The organism is Vibrio phycocola (assembly GCF_053850235.1).
Genome location: NZ_JBSQDJ010000001.1, coordinates 384,517 through 405,029, shown reverse-complemented (window position 1 = coordinate 405,029; position 20,513 = coordinate 384,517). Strand labels below are relative to the sequence as shown.

The 20,513-nt window shown below is 36.9% G+C and carries 18 protein-coding genes; 1 reads left to right on the top strand and 17 read right to left on the bottom strand.

Going from position 1 to position 20,513, the window contains the following annotated elements; translation table 11 throughout:
* Window positions 1-35 precede the first annotated feature (35 nt).
* The 10 genes from ACWU4D_RS01855 to ACWU4D_RS01810 all read right to left on the bottom strand — a co-directional run bounded on the left by ACWU4D_RS01855 (window position 36) and on the right by ACWU4D_RS01810 (window position 9,790).
* Window positions 36-503, bottom strand: a complete 468-nt coding sequence (locus ACWU4D_RS01855; protein ID WP_456049671.1) for an Lrp/AsnC family transcriptional regulator — start codon at window positions 501-503, stop codon at window positions 36-38.
* Window positions 504-597: 94 nt separating this feature from the next.
* Window positions 598-1,245, bottom strand: a complete 648-nt coding sequence (locus ACWU4D_RS01850) for a peptidoglycan DD-metalloendopeptidase family protein (protein WP_456049670.1) — start codon at window positions 1,243-1,245, stop codon at window positions 598-600.
* A 159-nt stretch (window positions 1,246-1,404) separates the two neighbouring features.
* Entirely contained in the window at window positions 1,405-2,964 is a 1,560-nt protein-coding gene (locus ACWU4D_RS01845) for an extracellular solute-binding protein (protein ID WP_456049669.1), read from the bottom strand.
* 72 nt (window positions 2,965-3,036) lie between these two features.
* Complete coding sequence (locus tag ACWU4D_RS01840; protein WP_456049668.1) at window positions 3,037-3,927, bottom strand: carbohydrate ABC transporter permease; 891 nt, start codon at window positions 3,925-3,927, stop codon at window positions 3,037-3,039.
* Between the two features lie 9 nt (window positions 3,928-3,936).
* Entirely contained in the window at window positions 3,937-4,893 is a 957-nt protein-coding gene (locus ACWU4D_RS01835; protein ID WP_456049667.1) for an ABC transporter permease, read from the bottom strand.
* Between the two features lie 23 nt (window positions 4,894-4,916).
* Entirely contained in the window at window positions 4,917-6,005 is a 1,089-nt protein-coding gene (locus ACWU4D_RS01830; protein WP_456049666.1) for an ABC transporter ATP-binding protein, read from the bottom strand.
* An 897-nt stretch (window positions 6,006-6,902) separates the two neighbouring features.
* Window positions 6,903-7,361: an anthrone oxygenase family protein gene (locus tag ACWU4D_RS01825; RefSeq protein WP_456049665.1), complete on the bottom strand. Its 459-nt coding sequence runs from the start codon at window positions 7,359-7,361 to the stop codon at window positions 6,903-6,905.
* 318 nt (window positions 7,362-7,679) lie between these two features.
* Window positions 7,680-8,096, bottom strand: a complete 417-nt coding sequence (locus tag ACWU4D_RS01820; protein ID WP_456049971.1) for a putative signal transducing protein — start codon at window positions 8,094-8,096, stop codon at window positions 7,680-7,682.
* Between the two features lie 267 nt (window positions 8,097-8,363).
* Window positions 8,364-9,059 (bottom strand): aquaporin Z, encoded by a 696-nt coding sequence (aqpZ, locus tag ACWU4D_RS01815; protein ID WP_456049664.1) that lies wholly within the window; start codon window positions 9,057-9,059, stop codon window positions 8,364-8,366.
* Window positions 9,060-9,376: 317 nt separating this feature from the next.
* The gene (locus ACWU4D_RS01810; protein ID WP_456049663.1) at window positions 9,377-9,790 is read right to left on the bottom strand and encodes an NUDIX hydrolase; all 414 of its coding nucleotides are present in this window, start codon (window positions 9,788-9,790) and stop codon (window positions 9,377-9,379) included.
* 247 nt (window positions 9,791-10,037) lie between these two features.
* Between ACWU4D_RS01810 and ACWU4D_RS01805 the strand changes: the two genes are divergently transcribed.
* A complete protein-coding gene (locus tag ACWU4D_RS01805) occupies window positions 10,038-11,723 on the top strand; it encodes a sulfatase-like hydrolase/transferase (protein WP_456049662.1) in 1,686 nt (561 codons plus the stop codon).
* A 150-nt stretch (window positions 11,724-11,873) separates the two neighbouring features.
* Here ACWU4D_RS01805 and ACWU4D_RS01800 read toward each other — a convergent pair whose 3' ends face one another.
* From ACWU4D_RS01800 to ACWU4D_RS01770, 7 genes are all read right to left on the bottom strand, one after another.
* The gene (locus tag ACWU4D_RS01800) at window positions 11,874-13,742 is read right to left on the bottom strand and encodes a right-handed parallel beta-helix repeat-containing protein (RefSeq protein WP_456049661.1); all 1,869 of its coding nucleotides are present in this window, start codon (window positions 13,740-13,742) and stop codon (window positions 11,874-11,876) included.
* A gap of 228 nt (window positions 13,743-13,970) precedes the next feature.
* Window positions 13,971-15,386 carry an oligosaccharide flippase family protein gene (locus ACWU4D_RS01795; RefSeq protein ID WP_456049660.1) on the bottom strand — a complete coding sequence of 472 codons (1,416 nt, stop codon included), beginning with the start codon at window positions 15,384-15,386 and terminating at the stop codon, window positions 13,971-13,973.
* 28 nt (window positions 15,387-15,414) lie between these two features.
* Window positions 15,415-15,987 carry a serine O-acetyltransferase gene (locus ACWU4D_RS01790; protein ID WP_456049659.1) on the bottom strand — a complete coding sequence of 191 codons (573 nt, stop codon included), beginning with the start codon at window positions 15,985-15,987 and terminating at the stop codon, window positions 15,415-15,417.
* Entirely contained in the window at window positions 15,974-17,275 is a 1,302-nt protein-coding gene (locus tag ACWU4D_RS01785) for an O-antigen ligase family protein (RefSeq protein WP_456049658.1), read from the bottom strand. The genes ACWU4D_RS01790 and ACWU4D_RS01785 overlap by 14 nt, the downstream gene beginning before the upstream one ends.
* A gap of 5 nt (window positions 17,276-17,280) precedes the next feature.
* A complete protein-coding gene (locus tag ACWU4D_RS01780; RefSeq protein ID WP_456049657.1) occupies window positions 17,281-18,393 on the bottom strand; it encodes a glycosyltransferase family 4 protein in 1,113 nt (370 codons plus the stop codon).
* On the bottom strand, window positions 18,390-19,535 hold the full coding sequence (locus tag ACWU4D_RS01775) for a glycosyltransferase (protein ID WP_456049656.1): 1,146 nt from the start codon (window positions 19,533-19,535) through the stop codon (window positions 18,390-18,392). Before ACWU4D_RS01775 ends, ACWU4D_RS01780 begins: the two co-directional genes overlap by 4 nt.
* Before the next feature lie 2 nt (window positions 19,536-19,537).
* Complete coding sequence (locus tag ACWU4D_RS01770; protein WP_456049655.1) at window positions 19,538-20,512, bottom strand: NAD-dependent epimerase; 975 nt, start codon at window positions 20,510-20,512, stop codon at window positions 19,538-19,540.
* Between the last annotated feature and the right edge of the window lies 1 nt (window position 20,513).

The following is a 20,513-nucleotide window of genomic DNA, read 5'->3' as shown; positions in this document are numbered from 1 at the left end:
AATGACTAATTAAAGCAAAGAGCGGCAAAATTGGTCTAATCAAGCAAAAGATCGACGTAGGAAGAAGGATCGAATTTAGTTTTTCGAATTACTAATGAGGATGTGAAATTACGAACATTTTCATCTGACATCAATATTGTCTGCGTGAATAAATCAAATTCAGTAACATTTTTTACTGCAATCACGATGCAAAAGTCGGCTTGTCCCGTCACGTAATAGCTCTGCATTACATTCGGATTGGATTTCATTTTATTTTCAAAAAGTTGTATGTCATCGACCCGTTCATTGATTAGATCAACATTGATGATAAACTGCATCTGAAACGACAACTTGTCACTATCAAGTAGTGCAAGCTCCCTTTGTATGATCCCAGAGTTCTTAAGGTGTTTAATTCGGCGTTGAACAGCAGAGATCGACAATCCAACCATTGAACCTATTTTTTCTGCACTAATTTTAGTGTCATGTCGATACAACGCCAATATGTTTAGATCCAATGTATCCATTCTTATTCCAATAATTAGTGTGTTTTATCAATTTATTTTATTAAATGAAACTTAACAAACATGCAGTGAATTCGCTCTCGAAAATCGAGCTGTTTTAAAGATTGAGCAGAAACGAGGGATCTGGGGAGTTGTTTAAATACTTCTCTCTTTCTTTTTCGCTTGTCGCCCCTGGAAAATCTCCCTCCCAACCAAACATGTTCTTCATAACTTGAAGGTGGAGGTGTGGAGGCCAACCACCATTCACGTCAGAGCTTCCTACTGTAGCAAAGCCTTGACCTTTATTTATGATCTGCCCTACTTCAATTCCCTCTAATGAATCTAAGCTCAAATGACCATACAGCGTATAAAATACCTCTTCTCCCGAACCATGTTTAAGTATGATTGTTGGACCATAATCAAACGGTAGATCATTAAAACTAAAGCTATGTACTTCACCCATCAATGGTGCGTAAATTGAAGCCCCAGCTTCAACCCATAAGTCGATACCAAGATGAATACAACGAACCTGCTCTTCGGGCTTATCAGAAAAATGTGCTGCATTTCTATAGGTTGCTCTTTTTTCTTGGTAGCCTCCGTAAGCTACTGGGTGCTCGACCGAGAGTTGTCTATCAATGAATTGAGCAAGATATTCAGGTTCAGCCGTAAGAGCATAATCTAGATATGAATTTGTCTCTGACAGATCGACAGTTATCCACTCTTCTTGAGGATAAGCAAGTCCAAAAATAGGGAAATATTTAGCCACATTTAGTCCATTTAATACGCACTAGTTACTTATTATTTTCATATTATCCTGCTAAATTGCTTAAGAACATATTTTTCACACCCTATAAACGAAAAAAGACGATGGTATCAACCATCGCCTTTCTCCGTTGTATTACTAATTAACTAAGTTAACTAGATCTTACTTGCCGTATGCACGTGTATATGCAGAGTTCATTACTTTAATTACGTCTGCGTAACCCATACGTTCGATTTGAGCTAAGTAGCTATCCCACTCTTCATCGATATCGCCAGTTCCGAGTACCCAAGCTTGTTGTTTTTCAAGCATATAGTCACGGATTGTTGCCCAGTTCTTATCGAATGTCGCTTTCTCTTCTTCGTTAAGTGACACACCTAGGAACGGTTCAGTTAATAGGTCTGGAACGGTATCGTAAAGCGCGATACCTTCTAGAGCAACTTTGTTAGACCACTGTAGCTCGTAACCATAATCCTGCTTGAAACCACGTGGGATCTGAGAACCAATTTCCCACAGTTGAGCGTTAAGTGGCTTAGAATCTTCTAACATTTCTTTCTTGAAGATTGCTTTACCATCAACCATGTCGTAGTTTACGCCTTCGATACCGAAGTTAGCCAAACGACGACCTTCTTCAGTGAAGTAGAAATCTAAATACTTCATAGTTTCAACTGGGTGCTCGTTCGTAAACGACATTGCCCAACCTTCAACTTTCACTTTAGCACGCTGGTGTTCTTCGATACGCTTACCAGTAGTACCGATTGGTGGAAGCATTCCTTTGAAGCTAAACCCTGGTACTTTATCAGCTAATGAATCGTTGTAACCCGCTGTTGATGCAAACCAATCGTGAGTCATACCACCTAGGTTATTTGACAATAGGTATTCACGTGAACGGCTACCACGAGTAAATACTTCAGCATCAATCAAACCTTCTTTGTACCATTTTGCTAGCTCACGAATACCATCACGGTAGCCTTCACCAACATAACCATGCTTAAGAGCACCATTATCTACGTAAAAATCATGGAACATATCAGAACCAGACATACGACCGCCCCATAGGGTGACCATACGAATTAACTCTTCCCAGTTACGCATAAACAGTGGCACTTCGTCTTTCTTGCCGTTGCCGTTTGGATCTTGGTCACGGAAAGCAACTAGTACATCATGCAGTTCATCGATGGTGTTAGGAACTTCAAGTCCTAGCTTGTTCAGCCAGTCATAACGAATGAAGTAAGAACGACCGTATTTACCATCTGGAAGATATGGAATGTAGTAAATATTTCCATCTGCCGCCAAAATCGAACTTCTGATATCAGGGTTTTTCTCAAAGAACGCTTTAATGTTTGGAGCATGCTTGTCAATAAGGTCATTCATCGGAATGAAAGCACCTTCAGGGCCATAGCGGTTTACGTTATCACGAATCGCTGAACCACCAACGATATCTGGTAAGTCACCAGAAGCGATAAGCAAGTTAAACGCTTCTTCACTTTTCGTTGTTGCCATTGAAGCAACGTTGTTCAGAGAAACACCTGTTAGACGTGCAGCTTCTTTCTCTACCGGCCAATCGTTGTTATATACATACTTTTTGGTGTGAAAGTGAATATCTAGCGTTAGCGGCTTATCAGTTACGCTGTATGCGCCGTCTGGTGAAGCCGCAATAACAGGCATAGCTAGAGCAGCAGAGCCAATCGCCATTGTGGTAAGTAGGGTATTAACTTTTTTCATAAATTCTACCTTTTATAATATATTTATTGTTTCATTGTTTGTTATAACTAACTTCTAACACTTAAGTTGGTGTTATTCTTTCACACCGCCCAACATAATACCTTTATTAAAGTATTTTTGGATCCAAGGGTAAACTAATAATACTGGAATAATAGAACATACCATTATTGCTGAGCTCACCGTTTCAAATGAATAGTCGGCAGTAAGCAATGTACTTGCAAATGTATCATCATCAGATAATTGTGTAATTATCTGGCGTAAATATACTTGAAGAGGAACCTTACTTTCATCTCGTAATAAGATCATTGCCCAGAAGAATCCATTCCATCGAGCAACAATACAGAATAAAGTAATGGTTGCAAGTGCAGGCTTCGCAAGTGGAATAAATACTTTCCACAGTACTTGAAAATCATTTGCACCATCCATACGAGCCGCTTCTTCAAATGACGATGGAACCGCTTCAAAAAAGTTTCTCAACAAGATAATGTTGAACGCATTACATGCGAACGCAATGATAATACCGAAGTAGCTATCTAGCAGACCTAAGTCCCTAATATTTAAGAAGAAAGGAATCATACCTGCATGGAACCACATGGTAAATGCAATCAACATATTCCAGTATTTTCGACCGAATAATTGCGGTCTTGAAAGTGCATAGGCGCCTGGAATAATAATACAAAGACTGGTAATTGTACCGCCAATTGTATAGATAAAAGTATTCATATATGACTGCCAAAATGCAGGGTCAAATAATACTTTTTCGTAAGCCGCTAATGTGAAATCTACCGGAGTTAATAAGACCTGCCCAGACGTTACCGCATCACCTAAACTAAATGACAATGAAGCAACATATATAAATGGGTATAGAGTACTAATAGTAAACATACCGATTAAGAACATATTCAAATAAACAAATGCTTTATCGCTCTTTGAATATAAATTCATATTTGTTATTACGCTCATAATATTTCCTTACCAAAGAGACGTTTTAGATACACGTTTACTAATTGTATTTGCAGCAACAACTAAGAAGAACGCAATCACAGCATTAAATAATCCAGCAGCAGCGGCTAAATCATATTGAGCTGCTTGTAAACCCTGACGATAAATAAAGGTACTAATAACGTCAGCAGTTTCGTACGTTGCAGGTTGGTAAAGCATAATGATCATTTCAAAACCAACTTCTAGGATGTTACCGATACGAATAATCAACATGATTAAAATGGTCGGCAATATACAAGGTAGAGTGATTTTGTACATCATTTGGAAACGAGTCGCACCATCAACTACAGCTGATTCATAGAGCGATGGGTTAACGCCAGCAATAGCCGCCAAGAACACGATGGAACCAAAACCTGCCTCCTGCCAAATACCAGTACCGACGAATATTGTGCGGAACCATTCTGGTTTGGTTAAGAAGTAAACAGAGTCGTAACCGAATGCATTCAATATCAGGTTAATCACACCCGTTGATGGTGCAAATGCGGTAATAACAATACCCGCGATGATTACTGCTGAAATAAAGTGCGGCAAGTAAACGATGGTTTGTGCGGCTCTTTTAAATTTGGCATTAATAATTTCGTTAAAACCTAAAGCCAAAAGAATCGGCATCGGGAATCCAAAAATTAAGCTTGCGCCACTAATCATGACCGTGTTTTTTATCGCTCGGATAAATTGATCATTTTCAAAGAGTGTATAAAAGTGTTCGAATCCAACCCAAGGACTTCCAGTAATACCTCTAAACACACTGTAGTCTTTAAAGGCAATTTGTAAGCCGTACATCGGTTTGTATAAAAAGATTACGAACCAAAGCACCGTCGGTAAAAGCATTACGTAAAGCTGCCATTCTTTCTTAAAATGCATTTTCGCCCATTTTAATTTCCTGGCTAACTCAGACTCTTGCTTTAGTGAATTATCAATATCTTGCATAATATTTCCCTAACTAATAAGCGTTATTTTGAACGAGTCATAGCTTTGGTCGTTTTCTTATCGAAAACAGCCATTACATTTTGACGGAAATAGAGCTTATTCAGATTATCTAAGTGAGTTAGCTCGCCGTGGGTGTCCACTTTGATTACGAACGGTTTATCTTGAATTTTTGCATGAAGTAATGCTTCTGAGCCCAATGTTTCAACTAAATCTATCTTGATGTTGATTTCGCTTGCAGTTTCAGAAGGCTCGATGTCGATATATTCAGGACGAATACCAACAATGATTTCGTCACCATTGTTTAACTCTTCATATGCGGGAATACGACAACGTTGTCCATCAAACAATGCAAATGAGCCTTCGCTAGTTACTTCGGCAGTAGCTTCGATCATGTTCATTGGTGGTGAACCAATAAAGGTAGCAACGAAAGTATTCGCTGGATTATTAAACAGGTCCATCGGTGTACCTACCTGTTCGATCTTACCAGCACTCATTACAACAATACGGTCAGCGAGCGTCATTGCCTCAACCTGATCGTGCGTTACATAAACACTCGTAACACCAAGACGTTTGTGAAGAGTTTTAATTTCAGCACGCATTTGTGTACGTAACTTAGCATCAAGGTTGGATAACGGCTCATCGAATAGGAAGACCTTAGGGTGACGAACAATCGCACGTCCCATTGCAACACGCTGACGTTGTCCACCAGATAGGTCTGCAGGACGACGATCTAATAAAGGTGTTAGCTCAAGAATTTCAGCTACATCCGCTACTGCTTTTTCAATCTCAGGTTTTGGCACTTTACGAATACGCAGACCAAATGCAATGTTGTCAGCAACCGTTAAATGCGGATAAAGCGCATAGTTCTGGAAAACCATTGCAACGTCACGATCTTTTGGTGCTACATCGTTAACAACGCGGTCAGCGATAGTTACTTGGCCATCACTAATCTCTTCCAATCCAGCAAGCATTCTTAACGTGGTAGATTTACCACAACCAGAAGGCCCAACCAATACAACGAATTCTTCAGATTGAACTTCTAGGTCAATTCCTTGAACAACAGTTACGTCGCCGTAACGCTTTACAAGATTTTTTAGTTTAACAGTAGACATGATTACTCCATAGGTCTCAAAGAGGGAATTGAACTTCCACTTATAAGTACTTTTGTACGACAATACTCCTGTATGGAAATAATATTGTAGTACAATATAAAGTTCGTTTTACTATAGAGAGAGCACTACTGTAAATGTGATTAGATAGCTAATTTGAAGTCACGCATTGTTCTGTACAATTTTGTGATCATGATCTTCAATTTAAGGTATTAAATTTATAACGTGAAATTATTAATACTTTAAAAATGCTAATTGAGATACCCGTTAATTTGATATTAATTCGGATTGAAGAACTCTAAACAAAAACTTAAATAAAGTTTAGAAAACGTAATAAAAGTTATAAAAAAACCTTAACTTAGTCCTTTAATAACCGTTTATGGTTGTAATAATTGATCATAATCAATTACCCAAATCAATAACGTTATACACATCGAATTATTTCATTTCATATTTATTTTATTCAGTTTGAAGTTTGATTGATGTGAGATGACGTCAACCAATGCATTCCTATCCTTCTACAAGAAGGATAGGGATTTTGAAAGATTTCCGCCCTAAAAGCACAGTATTAGAACTAAGGAAGAGTATGGTAATGTAATATGAAGTTATTCATTTAGTCATACATAATACACAGGAAGTTATTCTATAATTGTATAATGATTACGACTAAAAAGTATTTAAATTGAGATATAGATCGCATTTAAATCAGTAAAATCATGCGCAGTATTAGCAAGTTTTTGAAGAGTAGATATTTTACACTGTTGAAGTAAATGATAGATATTATGTGTGTTTGTTCGGTAATTTATAGTATATAAAAGAGAACTAGCAGTTGATGACCTCATAGCAGAAGTATGTAAACGCTTATCACGCCAATGAAATTACCGTAATAATATCAAAAACTTAATCTCTCGATATCAATACAAACAACATACAGATAAAAGCCAACGTTGATGTTGTCATTCGTACATGGTTCCATTGTGTCCAAACTTCAAAGTATTCGCTCCAGCGAAGACCATTTGCCAGTTGTTCATTTAGTGGCAGGTGTTGAGTGAATGTCACCGCTAATGAACACATGGCAAAAAACATTGCAATAAATGCCCACTTCACACCATTCTGATTTGCTCTTAAGAGCACCACTAATGATATTATTACTGAAATTGGTGCCCCAAAGAAAATAGTACCAAACCATCCGTCCCTAATATGTGCATTAATTGATACCATAGCTCTAGAAGCTGAAATTGGTCCCGCGAGATCCAAACTTTGCATAATAGTAAAAGACCACGTATAGAAAAATCCAGCTAGCAAACCTGTCAACATCGTAGATATAACTAATATAATGCTAAAAGATTTTGATTCCATTACCAGACTCCGTTCTGCGCTCGATCGTTTCTTAATTATGTGGAAAATGAATTGCAATGACAATTAACAGTATGAAGTACTATTAAAAGTATTTATTGAACCACATCACAAAATTTACTTTACCACGAATGATCGGCAACTCAATAGAATAGTGAAGTGTTACTTCCCTATTCTAATTCGTTTTATGTTATTTAATCACATTTAGGCGTAGATAATGGACAGGTAATAGTTGAATTGAGTGAACGTAAATCAATTCACATATTATTTTCAGGTTTACATTAAGACGTAGATTAGAGGCGAAAAGTATTAAGATATAAATTAAGCGTGTTTTTTAAAGCGCCCACAGTCTTCACATTTAACGCCATGCTGATAAAAAAATAATGGGAATCCTAAAAGAAGAAAAACCACAAAAGCTGATTGCTTACCTTTAGTGTACTCTTTGATATTCGTACTTTGGCATTCTCCACAACATTTTATCTCATGCAGATCACTTGGGTTTGTATCTTGTTCTTCAGGTTCGACAACGTTAGAAAAATCTTCTCCAATGAGTTCGAGCGCTTCATCGTAGTGCTCCTCTGGAACCAGCAACCTAACCCCACCCATTGCATCGGAATAGAGCCACTGCATATTGATCGTATGCTCATCAGCGATAAACGCAGGAATTCCGACACTTTCCAAATTTGCTTTCGCAATATTTGCATCGAGAGGAAAAGAAAATTTTGTCAAAACCACCAATTTACTCATATCAACCTCTCTTAGTAATACCTCAAACTGTTAAACATCGAAAGCGAACACATTGAGAACATGAAGTGTCCACCCACCTTCATAGTTAGTTTAGAGTATCTAAGGTTTAAATGGTTCCCCTTACGTAATGAAACCTCCGATATTATGTGCTGTCGAATATGAAAGCCGGAGCGACACCTAATTATAGCGTCTTCCCTATTCTCATAAAAAATGGGCCATCTGAAGTTTTCAAATGGCCCACATCGTCAGTATCTAATATTACTCTTCGCTTTCAAACCAGCGATAGACGATACCAGCTAGCACTGCACCAATAATAGGAGCTACCCAAAATAGCCACAATTGAGATATAGCCCAATCACCTTGGAATAATGCTACCCCAGTGCTTCGGGCAGGGTTAACCGACGTATTCGTAACCGGAATACTAATCAAGTGAATTAGCGTTAAACCCAATCCTATCGCGATAGGTGCGAAACCTTTTGGCGCACGACTATCTGTTGCACCCAAAATAATAATTAAAAACATAAACGTCATAACAATTTCAGTCACTAAAGCAGCGACAAGGCTATAACCACCTGGAGAATACTCACCAAAGCCATTCGAAGCAAAACCTGCTGAAGCATCAAAACCAGCTTGCCCAGAAGCGATAACATATAGGACAGTAGCCCCTGCAATACCTCCAGCCACTTGCGCAATTATGTAAGGAGCGAGTTCGCTTGAAGAAAAGCGTCCACCAGACCATAACCCAAATGATACTGCTGGGTTAAGATGACAGCCAGAAACATGGCCAATCGCGTAAGCCATGGTTAAAACGGTCAAACCAAACGCCAATGAAACACCCATTAGACCAATACCAACATCTGGAAACGCAGCCGCCAACACTGCGCTGCCACAACCACCAAGTACTAACCAGAACGTACCGATAAACTCAGCACCTAACTTTTTTGTTAACGTCATTTATTACCCTCTATATAATTACCTAAATTTTTAACGATAGTTTGGAGTTCCATTTAAGAAACATGTTGCTATGAGAGCGCTAACTTAATCGTATAAATTTTAGATTGATAGTAAGAAAATAAGAATCTATCGATTAAATTCCGTTGTTCTCATACAAGTAACAGTAAAACCTCATTTATCGACAACAGATCACTTTCGTATATTATTTGTCTTTGAATATAAGAGTTTCACTACTGACACAATAAGCACATATTACAACTCATTTCGTTTATACCATTTGTATTTTCACATCGAACGATAAACATGGATCAGCCAAACTATTTCGCTAACCGACGAAGCACCTCATCAAAGATATATGGCTGGATATTTGGATAGGTTAAATTGATTGGCATCTTAGAAAAGGAGCAAACTTGCTCAGTCTCAAATTCAAGTATGCCTGTGTAAGAATGAATTTCAGCATAGTACAATCGACCATAAGAAACCTTACCATTTAATGTTATGGAATAATCGCACACAGATTGAATATCAAACTCCAAAGCACCTGTTTCTTCTCTTAATTCTCGGCAAGCGGCTTGATTAGCAGTTTCACCAGGTTCAATATGACCTCCGGGGATTTCCCATGTCGTTCTATCTTGGTGTTTGACGTAGACAAAACCATCACTGTCCTTCGCAACAATAACGGAGAATCCCAAGCTAACGGTGTCCTCCATATCATGAAAGCCGACTATCATTGTATACCTTATTAATTTATATCATGTATTAGTTACTTTATCGTATTCATGTCTTTCTACAAACACTATGGCGTTATGTTTTATTAACTAATTCATCAATATAGATGAGATACCCGAGTATTAAAAAAAAATTGAGCTATACTCTCTATAGTCCTAGCTTTGAGACTATATTTGATTGACCGACCCAATTATTCTCACTATTATTGGCTCGTTTTTTATATCGAACGAAAAATTTCGTAGGATTTTTATGAGTTTGCACAAAAATACGTTTCTCGTTATCTTTAAACTAATTGGTATTATTGCGTTACTATTTCTTTCAGATAATTATTTTTTTGGTGAACGTATTGATGATCTTCTAAAAGCTCACGGTGTAATTTATTTAGGCATATTTTTTTCTTTGTGGTTGCTATGTTTTATTTCACTTATTTCATTTTCTTTCTTTTCACACTTCGTTATTCGCTTGTTCGCAACGATTTTATTTTTTTCATCAACATTGATAAGCCTTAGTTATTTAGATATCAGTGGTATTTCTATCACATACGATAGTCTCTATGTATTAATCGAAAACATAAGTTTTGCCTCTAAAGGCATAAAGCATTTTTCTACCGAAATAGCATCTGCAGTCGCAATTTCATTGTTCAGTCTTACGTTACTTTTACCTCCACCCAAAGTTACTATTAAGATAAAAGACAGGTTTTTTATTGGAAAAGTGAGCTATATATTCGCCATTCTCCCGTTCTTTATTTTATTTGCGATCTCATGGCCAAGAGGTGGGTATGGATTAGAGCAAACTCCCATTCAATACAAGCTTCCTGTTCTAGCTTCGATCATATATTTTGAAAAAGTTGTAATTTCTTCTCCAAAAAGATTACCCGTTAATGAACACATTTCATCTACTCAAGTAAAAAGAAAAAACATTATATTAATTGTTGATGAAAGTGTCCGCGCCGACTATTTAGATATCAACAAAGATCAAGGTATTACTCCCTACTTGGTTTCTCAAAAACATAGATTTGTGAATTTCGGAACCGCCATATCGGGCTCAAACTGCAGTTCGGCAAGTAATCAAATTTTACGATTCGGTCCCAATGAAGATAACTTTAGTCAGACCTATGTTACCAATCCATACATCTGGCAATACGCGCAAAATGCTGGGTATAAAACAGTTATGTTGGAGGGGCAAATGGATGATGGCCAATTGAACAATGGCATGAAACTTAAAGAAAAAAAATACATCGATGATTATTTGAGCATCCAAGGCAAAACGAGTTATGACAAAGACACGAATATAGCTAAGTTGATTAAAAAGTACACATCACAAGAGAGTAACAAACCTGTTTTTATTTACGCAGTAAAAAGCGGTGTGCATTTCCCCTATCGTCCATTAACACCAGATAATGAGAGATTATTTAAGTTTAAAAGGAAAGAAAAAAATAAAAAAGAAAGAAGAATTTTAAATTATAAAAATTCTATTCATTATTTGACTGACTCTTTCTTTAAAAATTTATTAGACGGTGTTTCATATAAAGACACAATAATTATTTATACATCGGATCATGGGCAAAACTTATTTGATAACGGCCGTTCTATAACACATTGCTCAGTAGAAAGTATTGTTCCTTATGAAACTACAGTTCCATTTATTGTATTTACTGATAATAAAGAAGAATTGTTGAATCTAGCCAATGCCGCAGAATTCAACAGAAATAAATTGTCTCACTTTAATATTTTTCCTACATTAACAAAGTATTTTGGTTACACAGAGAAAAATATATCACCATTGCATGGAATGAGCTTATTCCATATTCGTAGTGAAAGGAATAAATTTGTTTCTGGAAGATTATCTGAAAATAGATTATATCAAAACGGCGAATCATCCTTTGATGTAACTAATAAATGGAATTTTACGCCCAACGAGATAAGTTTTGATTAGTCGTTAATTTTAAAAAATGTCAATTGTGGGTTTCAATACTGGGAGTCGTTGTAACAGATATTACTTGGAATGATCTGCTACACACTTTTATTTATCGCATGTAATAATTATCCAGATTTTTAAATCTTAGCAGCTGTTATTAAAAGTGTATTAAGGGTAGGTATACCCAATGATGACCGCACCTGAACCATCGACCTTGGTCATATTAGGTACTCTCAGCGCTTCCGGTATATTGAATGTTGTCGATAACTCCGGTGAATGCCAAATACTATTAGCAATATTATCGTTAACTAACTCAATATCATAAAAGTCTGCTGCTATTTGGGCATCAAATAATGGTTGCTTAGTTATTATATTAAACATGTAATTGTTTGAAAAGTTAGACAAGCCAGATGGGTATTTATCGTAAATACTAAACCCACGATTTTTTGAGTAAAAGTCATGAATTATAACGTTCGAACGAGCGTCAGCCCAAAAGCTTGAATCCCCTAAATATCCAGCATAAGAAATACCGTTGCTGTTAGTACGAATCAAATTGTAAAAGATATTAGTCTTTCCTTTAGGTCGGCTTTTTAAACCACCAAGCTTAATCGAGGCCCATGATTTCCCTGAATCGTCACCTAAGCTATGGACATGATTATTGAATATAAATGATGGTCCTTTTACATTGGGAATAGCGCTAATACCAACGTATCCATTTGATATATCGTTATTGTAAAGCAATACATTACTTTGCCCACCATCGATTTCGATAATATCGTCGTTAGCATATTCCAGCTTATTGTTATAAATAGCAGAGTCTCGAACAAAGCCACCATAAACATAGCCATTTTTGTATCCTTCGATTACATCGTTAAATCGATGATCTGATTTGCCATAAAAGTGATTATTTCGCAGTATTACTTGTCCACTAAGCTCAGAATTAGGATGACTTGCCCATGCTAAATAGGCGTTTGGACCAGCAGGATGACCGGATGACCAATTATTTGCACTGCCTTTGGGGCTGTGTACATGACAATTTTCGACAACTACAACCCCTGTCTGCTTGAGATAAAATGCGGAATCGTAGTTAATTAAGTCTCTGCTTTTCTCATCATAATAGCGTCCATCATTGAGTTTCTCACCAGTTCTTCCCCAGCCGGAGATATCACATCCATCAAACCATAAATGATGAGCTTGCTCGCTACGAATTGCGTTTCTACCTCCTCCATTTACCGTTATATTTTTGAAGTAAACATATGAATTGGATCCGATGTTAATCGCAGAGTCACTTCCCTCTTCAACCACAATCGGCGTAGTGGGATCCCCCTCAATCACGGCCCATCCCGATTTACTGCCAGATATACCGAGTTTGGTCAAATCTAACGGCCCACCCTCATAGATATCTGACAATTTAAATACTTTATTGTTGTCTATAGGAGGAGTATTAGGCCAAGTTATAAATGAATAGAAGCTCGTACTAAGCCTCTCTGATGAATTGAACAACGTAACCTTTACGTCATATTCAGTATTCGGCTCTAGATATACAATGCTGCCAGATAGTGAACGACTGATTGGTTCCCACTGTAAATCGAAGGATTGCTTCCATTGCTGTGAGTGTTTCTTTCGAAATGAAACCTGTGCAGTTTCGTGTTCAGAGCGACGGTATAGTGTGATACTCGCCGATTCGATTAGAGGTGTTATCCGATATGATTCTGTCAAAGATTCCGCATAAGCGCTCAATGGTTGCGAATTGATGCACGTATATTGAGAAAATGATTCGATCACTTTCTCGAAATCTAGAGATCGTGAATAAAGAATGTTTTTAGCGAATTGTAATGGATCATCAGTATTGAGAATAAACGCTAGATGTAGAAGAGAGTTGACATCGAAATGTTGGCTAACGCTTTCTTCAATAACGTCGACCAGTCGTTCGTTCGCAACAGCAGAGAATAAGAGAAAAGCGGCTAATTTTACGTCTACATTTAATGAACTAGGAATATAATAACTGAGCTCTCCTTTGGATTCGAGTTGTAGCAATATACTCTCTACTTCTCTCTCCGTCTTGACCTTCTGCGTTTCCAACCTATTTATAAGCAATTGAATACTATGCTTTATATTATGAGTGTGGCTTATCGTAATGCTGCTTTCCGTATCTTTAGCCCCGAATGTCTGCGAGGAAAACAGGATTACAAAAAAAACCACAACCAACTTATTCATTGTTAAGTCTCGAGTTTATCTAAATGCAGATTACAGTCTGCAAGAATATTAATCATTTTTAATAAATCTCATCATATCCTTCAACCAAAATTGATCAAATATAAACAACGCAACAACATAGCTGAGCATACCGACGACTATTTTAACGGGTAACATCAAAGCGTCATATTGAAAATAGTTATTCAATACTAAAACGGTTGATACCATCAAGAACCCTGATAGATAAATGGGAATTAACTGTTTGAAAAAATCGCGAGAACCAATATTGGCAACTTGATTAAGCGCACGACAGTTAGGCTGTAAAATTAAAATGAACCTGACGATTACCGCAATAGCACCGGCTAATGCACCATACAATGGCCCAAAGATAAAAATACTCGCTACAGCAACCAACGAGCCGAGTACTTCCGATTTTAGAGTCAATTGTGGTTTTTTAACTGCAAGTAACAAACTAGGAACAAGAACCAGTATTGAACCGACAGCGGTGATAACAGCCAAAGACTGTAATACCACTACAGAAGGTTGCCATTTCATACCGAAAATAAGCACAACCACATCATCGGCGACGACAGCTAGCCCTAAGAAAAGCGGTAGAATCATTAAATGCGTGTACTTTGTTGCTGACATAAAAAACTTAGATAGACGCGCAATATCATTTTGCCGCCTAGACATAACAGGTAAGGCATAGCTCGCTAAACCTGTATATATAGAGCTACGTAAGAGCTCTATCAGACGCTGGGCCATATTAAAAATACCCAACACCTCGTTACCAGCAACGACACCAACCATCAGATTAATGCCGCGTCCCATCATATCCATACTGATCGCTTTAAGGCTTGTCACAACCCCTACTGAAAGCAGCTCATGTAAGAATTTAAAATTAATTTTAAGTGGCAATGGTCTGCGATCAACGGACAGAAGAATAACAAAGGCTACAACATCCATAACAACCGCTTGAACGACAATAGCCCACGCTCCAGCGCCGGTCATCGCAAGATAAATCGCACATATCGAACCAAGTACTTTGCCATATATGGTTCTTATCATTAACGCTTTAAATTTCCCCGCACGACGTAAATGCGCTACGAAAACACGTGAACATAATAGTACTGGAAGTTTAAGAGTCGCGAAGGCTACTAAGTAGATAAATGCACTGTCATCACTAACAATAGCAATTCCAGAAATAATTAAGATTGAACAAACAAGCGAGATGATCAGACTGGACCAAAATAAAGTCCCGTCCTTCTCTGAATCTAACTTTGTTTGCCGGACAAATGGGTCTTCGAGTGCTGCGGTAAAAAACAAGCCGGCAAATTCAATAATCGATAACGCGAGAACGCCTTTACCTAACTGTTCTGGAGTTAACTCTAACGCAAACACATAGAATGAGATTGTCGCTAAAACAATCAATCCAAACCTTTCGGTGAACACCCATATTAGCTGCAATATTCTATTATTTATCATTTATGCCAATTCACCGATCGTTATATATTTAAACTGAAGTCTCGCGAATAACGTCTTTACCAACGTCTTTGATTTTTTTTGCAGGAATACCGGCTATCGTACAATTTCCATCCGTGAAGCTTTTATTTACAACGCTATTGGCTCCGATGACCGTATTATCACCTATCGCAATGTTTGAATATATTTTAGCTCCTGGGCCAATGTAAATGTTGTCGCCAAGACAAGGAGCTAGAGTTCCATCTGAAATATCAGCACCTATATTGACGCAGACGTGGATACGACAATAGTCACCTACTCGAGCGTTAGAATTCACGACTATAGTACCGGTGTGAGCTATAGAGAGCCCTTTACCAAAAACGTTGATTGGGATAGAAAAACCGAGCTTGGTGCCCAATTTTTTTGTCCTCAACGCTAGCATATAGTAGATAACCTTGTTAACGATGCCGTTTTTACAATTGAACCAATACTCTGTTCTACGTAAATTTCTTTGAAATCTCCATATATCATTGAATAACCATTCAAAGTAAATATTACGAGTGAGCTCCAAAGCCTTTTTATCTTCATTTTTATAGAGCAAGTAACTGTGCTTATCTCTTATCATGTCCACGCTCATTTTCTAAATTATACATTGAAATTCCAACGATAAATGCCAGCAGAATTAGGCCTTCAATATTCCATAACGGCATAGTTGCTAAGTTTAATACGATAAAGCTGAAAAATGCACCTTGCATATGCGCATTACATAGCTTTCTAAAAAATAAGGTAAAGTAAATCTGAAGATAGAAAACGATCAAACATAGGACTCCAACAATCCCCATATCAAACAAATACGCCACAAAACTATTGTGTGCATAAAGATCAAAATACTGCTTCCATGAACCAGGACCAGACCCAAAAATCAAATTGATCAATGGAAAGGATTTATACTCAAAATAATATAAGTTCCAGATATACAAACGAGAAGACAGCAGCCTTTTTTCTTCGACCGTGAAAGTAGACGGGTCCAATATGAGTTTGAAATCTAATTTAGTAAACAGATCACCGATATCGGAAAACCGACTTGTTATTTCGTTTAAAAATAGAGTAGTGACTAAAAAACCAACAAGTATGGCGATAGAATAACTTATAATTTTAACTGGAACCTGCTTTCTTCCAATAAAATAAATGATATACATAATAAATAGAACTAAATATGCCATCAAACTCGTACGATAGTTTGCAAAGACAATTAAAATAAACAATACAGTTAAGCAAAAAAACGCAGTAGATGACTTATTCCAATATTTTGAAGCTTGTAAAATCAGCACCCCGACTGTCAACAAAATAAATGAAAAAGCCGATTCATGACCATATCCGCCAATATAACTTGCCGAATTAGAATCCGATAGTATTTGCTCGGTCATTTTTGGGGTATTCAATACTATTGATAATAGTTGACTAATAACAACGCCAATAAATATAGGGGCAATAACTTTTAATATGACTTCGCCACTATGTTTTTTCATCAATAGATATATTGAGAGCGTTAATGAGAAAAAGTAACCCCATTTGGTGAACTCTTGTAAAAACTCACCAAGAGTTGAATTAATAAAGGAACTAGTGAATGCAACTAGAATTAAAACACCAACCGAATTGATGTATTTGAGGTTTACATAAAACCTAATAAAAAACATCAATCCCAATAATACGACAGAAATAGAAAATAAAGAGTTCAGAGATTGACCAGCTAAAGCAGGACTAAATGAAAACTCATGGACAAAAGAAAGTGCGTATCGACCACCAAGGGCATAGATTAAAAAATAAACCGAATCGTCCAACTTTAATCTTGCTGCATAGTATAATGATATAATTATACTAAGGATAATGACTGCAGCTGATAATACCGACATAGAAATTACCTAATATCTTCGTAATGACCAACTAAAGATTTGGCAATCTTTTTCCAATCGTATTTATCAAGTATGATTTCATAATCACTCTTATAAGCATCAAAATTATCCACACCTAATTTAGCAGTTAACTCATCAACATTACCCACATTAAAGTAAGATGGATGATTCAAGCCAATATCAGAATTCTCATCGATATTACTTAAGAGGATCGGCAGCCCATAGCTTACAGCTTCTAAAGCAACCACAGGCAGCCCTTCATGGTAACTTGGTAATATAAATAGCGATGCTTTTCTATAAAGAATATCAAGAGTTGCACCACTACGACGTCCAAGAAAGAGTATGTCGTCACTTTGGTTTGCGATTAAACCTTTGCTATAAAAGTTAGGATGATCTGCATCCCCAACAATCACCAGTTTGTACTTTTTATTCGTCAATTTTTTATAAGCTTCGACTAAATCATGGTAGCCTTTTTCTGGGACTAATCGCCCTACAGCTAATATGTAACCAGGGCTATTGTCATTATTGATTAGGCTCAGTACATCATCATCAATAGAACAAGCGCTCGGTTCAAATTCAATATTTTTCACACCATTAGGCACAAAAAACATGTTATCTGATTTATACACAGCACTCAGCTTGTTACTTAAACTATTACTGACTATCAACACTCGGCTAGCAAATTTAACACACAGAAACTCGCCTGCTTTTAAAGCGAATTTTGCAAACGGTCCCCATTTCTGCCGATTGTAGTCAGCACCATGATGAGTAACGATTACTTTCATACCAAGTAACTTAGCAAACGGAGATAACAACCCAGGCCCAATAGCATGAATATGAACAATTCTTATATTTTTAATAAAACGAGCATGTAATATAGAAAGAAATGTATGTAATAGCGTCTCAATATTTTTATTTTTTGTACTAAATATTGAAATTCGATTTATACCTTTATACGGTATTCGATCGAAAACATAGGACTTTCTACAATATACGGTTATATCTAAATCAGGATCTAATTCTTTGACTAATGGGTAAAGTTTTTCACAGTGTGTTTCAATACCTCCCATTATGCCAGGGATTCCTCTCAATCCTATAACTGCAATTTGCTCGTTCATGATATTATCTCCTGAATACTATTTAAATAGTGATCAAAAATTACATTAGGTTTAAATGTACTAGCCCTATCCGTTGACAGTTTTGAATATCTACTTAATATTTCTGGAGATGTATTTATTATTTTTATTGCTTTAATTAAGCTTTCGACATCATTTACTGGATATAAAATACCATACTCACTCAATTCAACATCTTGAGAGAATAATGTACTATCTTTACAATCTGGATTTAGAATTTCTCTTGGCCCAGACTTACAATCTGTGGAAATAACAGGGATTCCTAAACCCATAGCTTCAGTTAATGAATTAGGAAAACCTTCTGAGTTTGAAGTTTGAACATAAGCCATGCATTTTTGCACTACGCAAAAAGGATTAGACATATGGCCTGTGAATTTTACACGGTCGTTTAAACCATTCTCGTCTACCAACGCTCTTAGTTCAGGTTCAAGGTGTCCTTGACCTATAATAATTAAATTATTTGGAAGGCTCTTGATAGCTTCAATGACCAATTGAAAGTTCTTATTTTCAACTAAACGCCCAACGCAAACTAAGGTATTTGATGAGATAAAATCATCAATATCAGAAACAAGAGAATTATTATTGGCCAACGCAGATATTCGGTCGATATCAATCGAGTTGTAGATCACTTCAATTTTTTCTTTCTCAATATTAAAATTGTCGACCAGCTCTGTTTTAACACCATTTGATACCGCAAAAATCTTATCTGATAGTCGGTAGGTAATCGAAATTAAGCGTTTTTTTAAGTCAGAAAATCGTCCACTTTCTAAATGAGTGGATGTATTAACTCGCTCGCTGATTATAGATTTATATCCAATTAGCTTCTTACAAATACAATTTAATATATTCGCTCGGGTTAAAAAGGATATAACACAATCATAGTCACCTTGTTTAAGCTCTTTATACAGTTTGTATAATTCTAACTTGGTAATGTTTCCGCTATTTGCAATAACCTTGAGTTCAATGTTTGAATTAATTTCGTATTTCTGCTCTAAGTTATCAATGAGAATAACAACGATCTCATATTCATCTTTGTCAGAAAGATAATTGACCAAGTTAGTAAAAACTCTTTCTGCACCACCGCCTTCCAAAGAGTTAATCAAGAATGCTATCTTTTTTCTCATGGTTAATCGCACGCTTTATTATAGTTTTTAAACCACTGTACAAATTTATCGATACCAACGTGTAGCTCAGTACTAGGTGTAAAATTGGTTGCGGCTTCTAACTTGGAGCAGTCAGCATAAGTCACTTTTACGTCGCCTGGTTGCATAGGCATTAAATTCTTTTCTGCTTTAGTATTTAAACTATTTTCTATGCATTCAATAAAGTACCCTAACTCGACAGGGCTATTGTTTCCGATGTTGTATAGACTGTAGTAGTTCGACTTTTCAGAAGGAGTGACATCTTGAATTCTGATTAAACTTTCGACGATGTCATCAATATACGTAAAATCTCTTTTCATTTTACCGTTATTAAAAACATTGATTGGCCTGTTATTTGCGATAGCATCTGTAAACAGATACGGTGCCATATCGGGTCTTCCCCACGGCCCATAAACCGTAAAAAAGCGTAACCCTGTCGTTGGTAATTTATATAAGTGACTGTATGTATGAGCCATTAACTCATTCGCTTTCTTTGTCGCAGCGTACAAAGAAACAGGGTTATCGACACGGTCATCTTCTGAAAACGGGGTTTTATCATTCATGCCGTAGACTGAGCTTGAAGATGCGTAAACTAAATGGCCAACGTTATTATGGCGACAACCTTCGAGAATCGTCGTCATACCAACTAAATTCGAATCGACATAAGCCATAGGGTTTTCGATGGAATAACGAACTCCCGCCTGAGCCGCTAGGTGAATCACTCGCTCAAACTTTTCGTTTAAAAATAATTCAGCAACGGCTTCTCTATCCGACACATCCATCGCTATGAAACGAAAGTTATCTAAGTATTGAATGCGTTCTAAGCGAGCATGTTTTAATTTAGGGTCGTAGTAGTCATTTAAATTATCAATGCCCACCACTTCATGACCTTCATTACAAAGACGCTCAGCGACAAAATTTCCGATAAAGCCTGCGGCTCCTGTGACTAAAAATTTCATA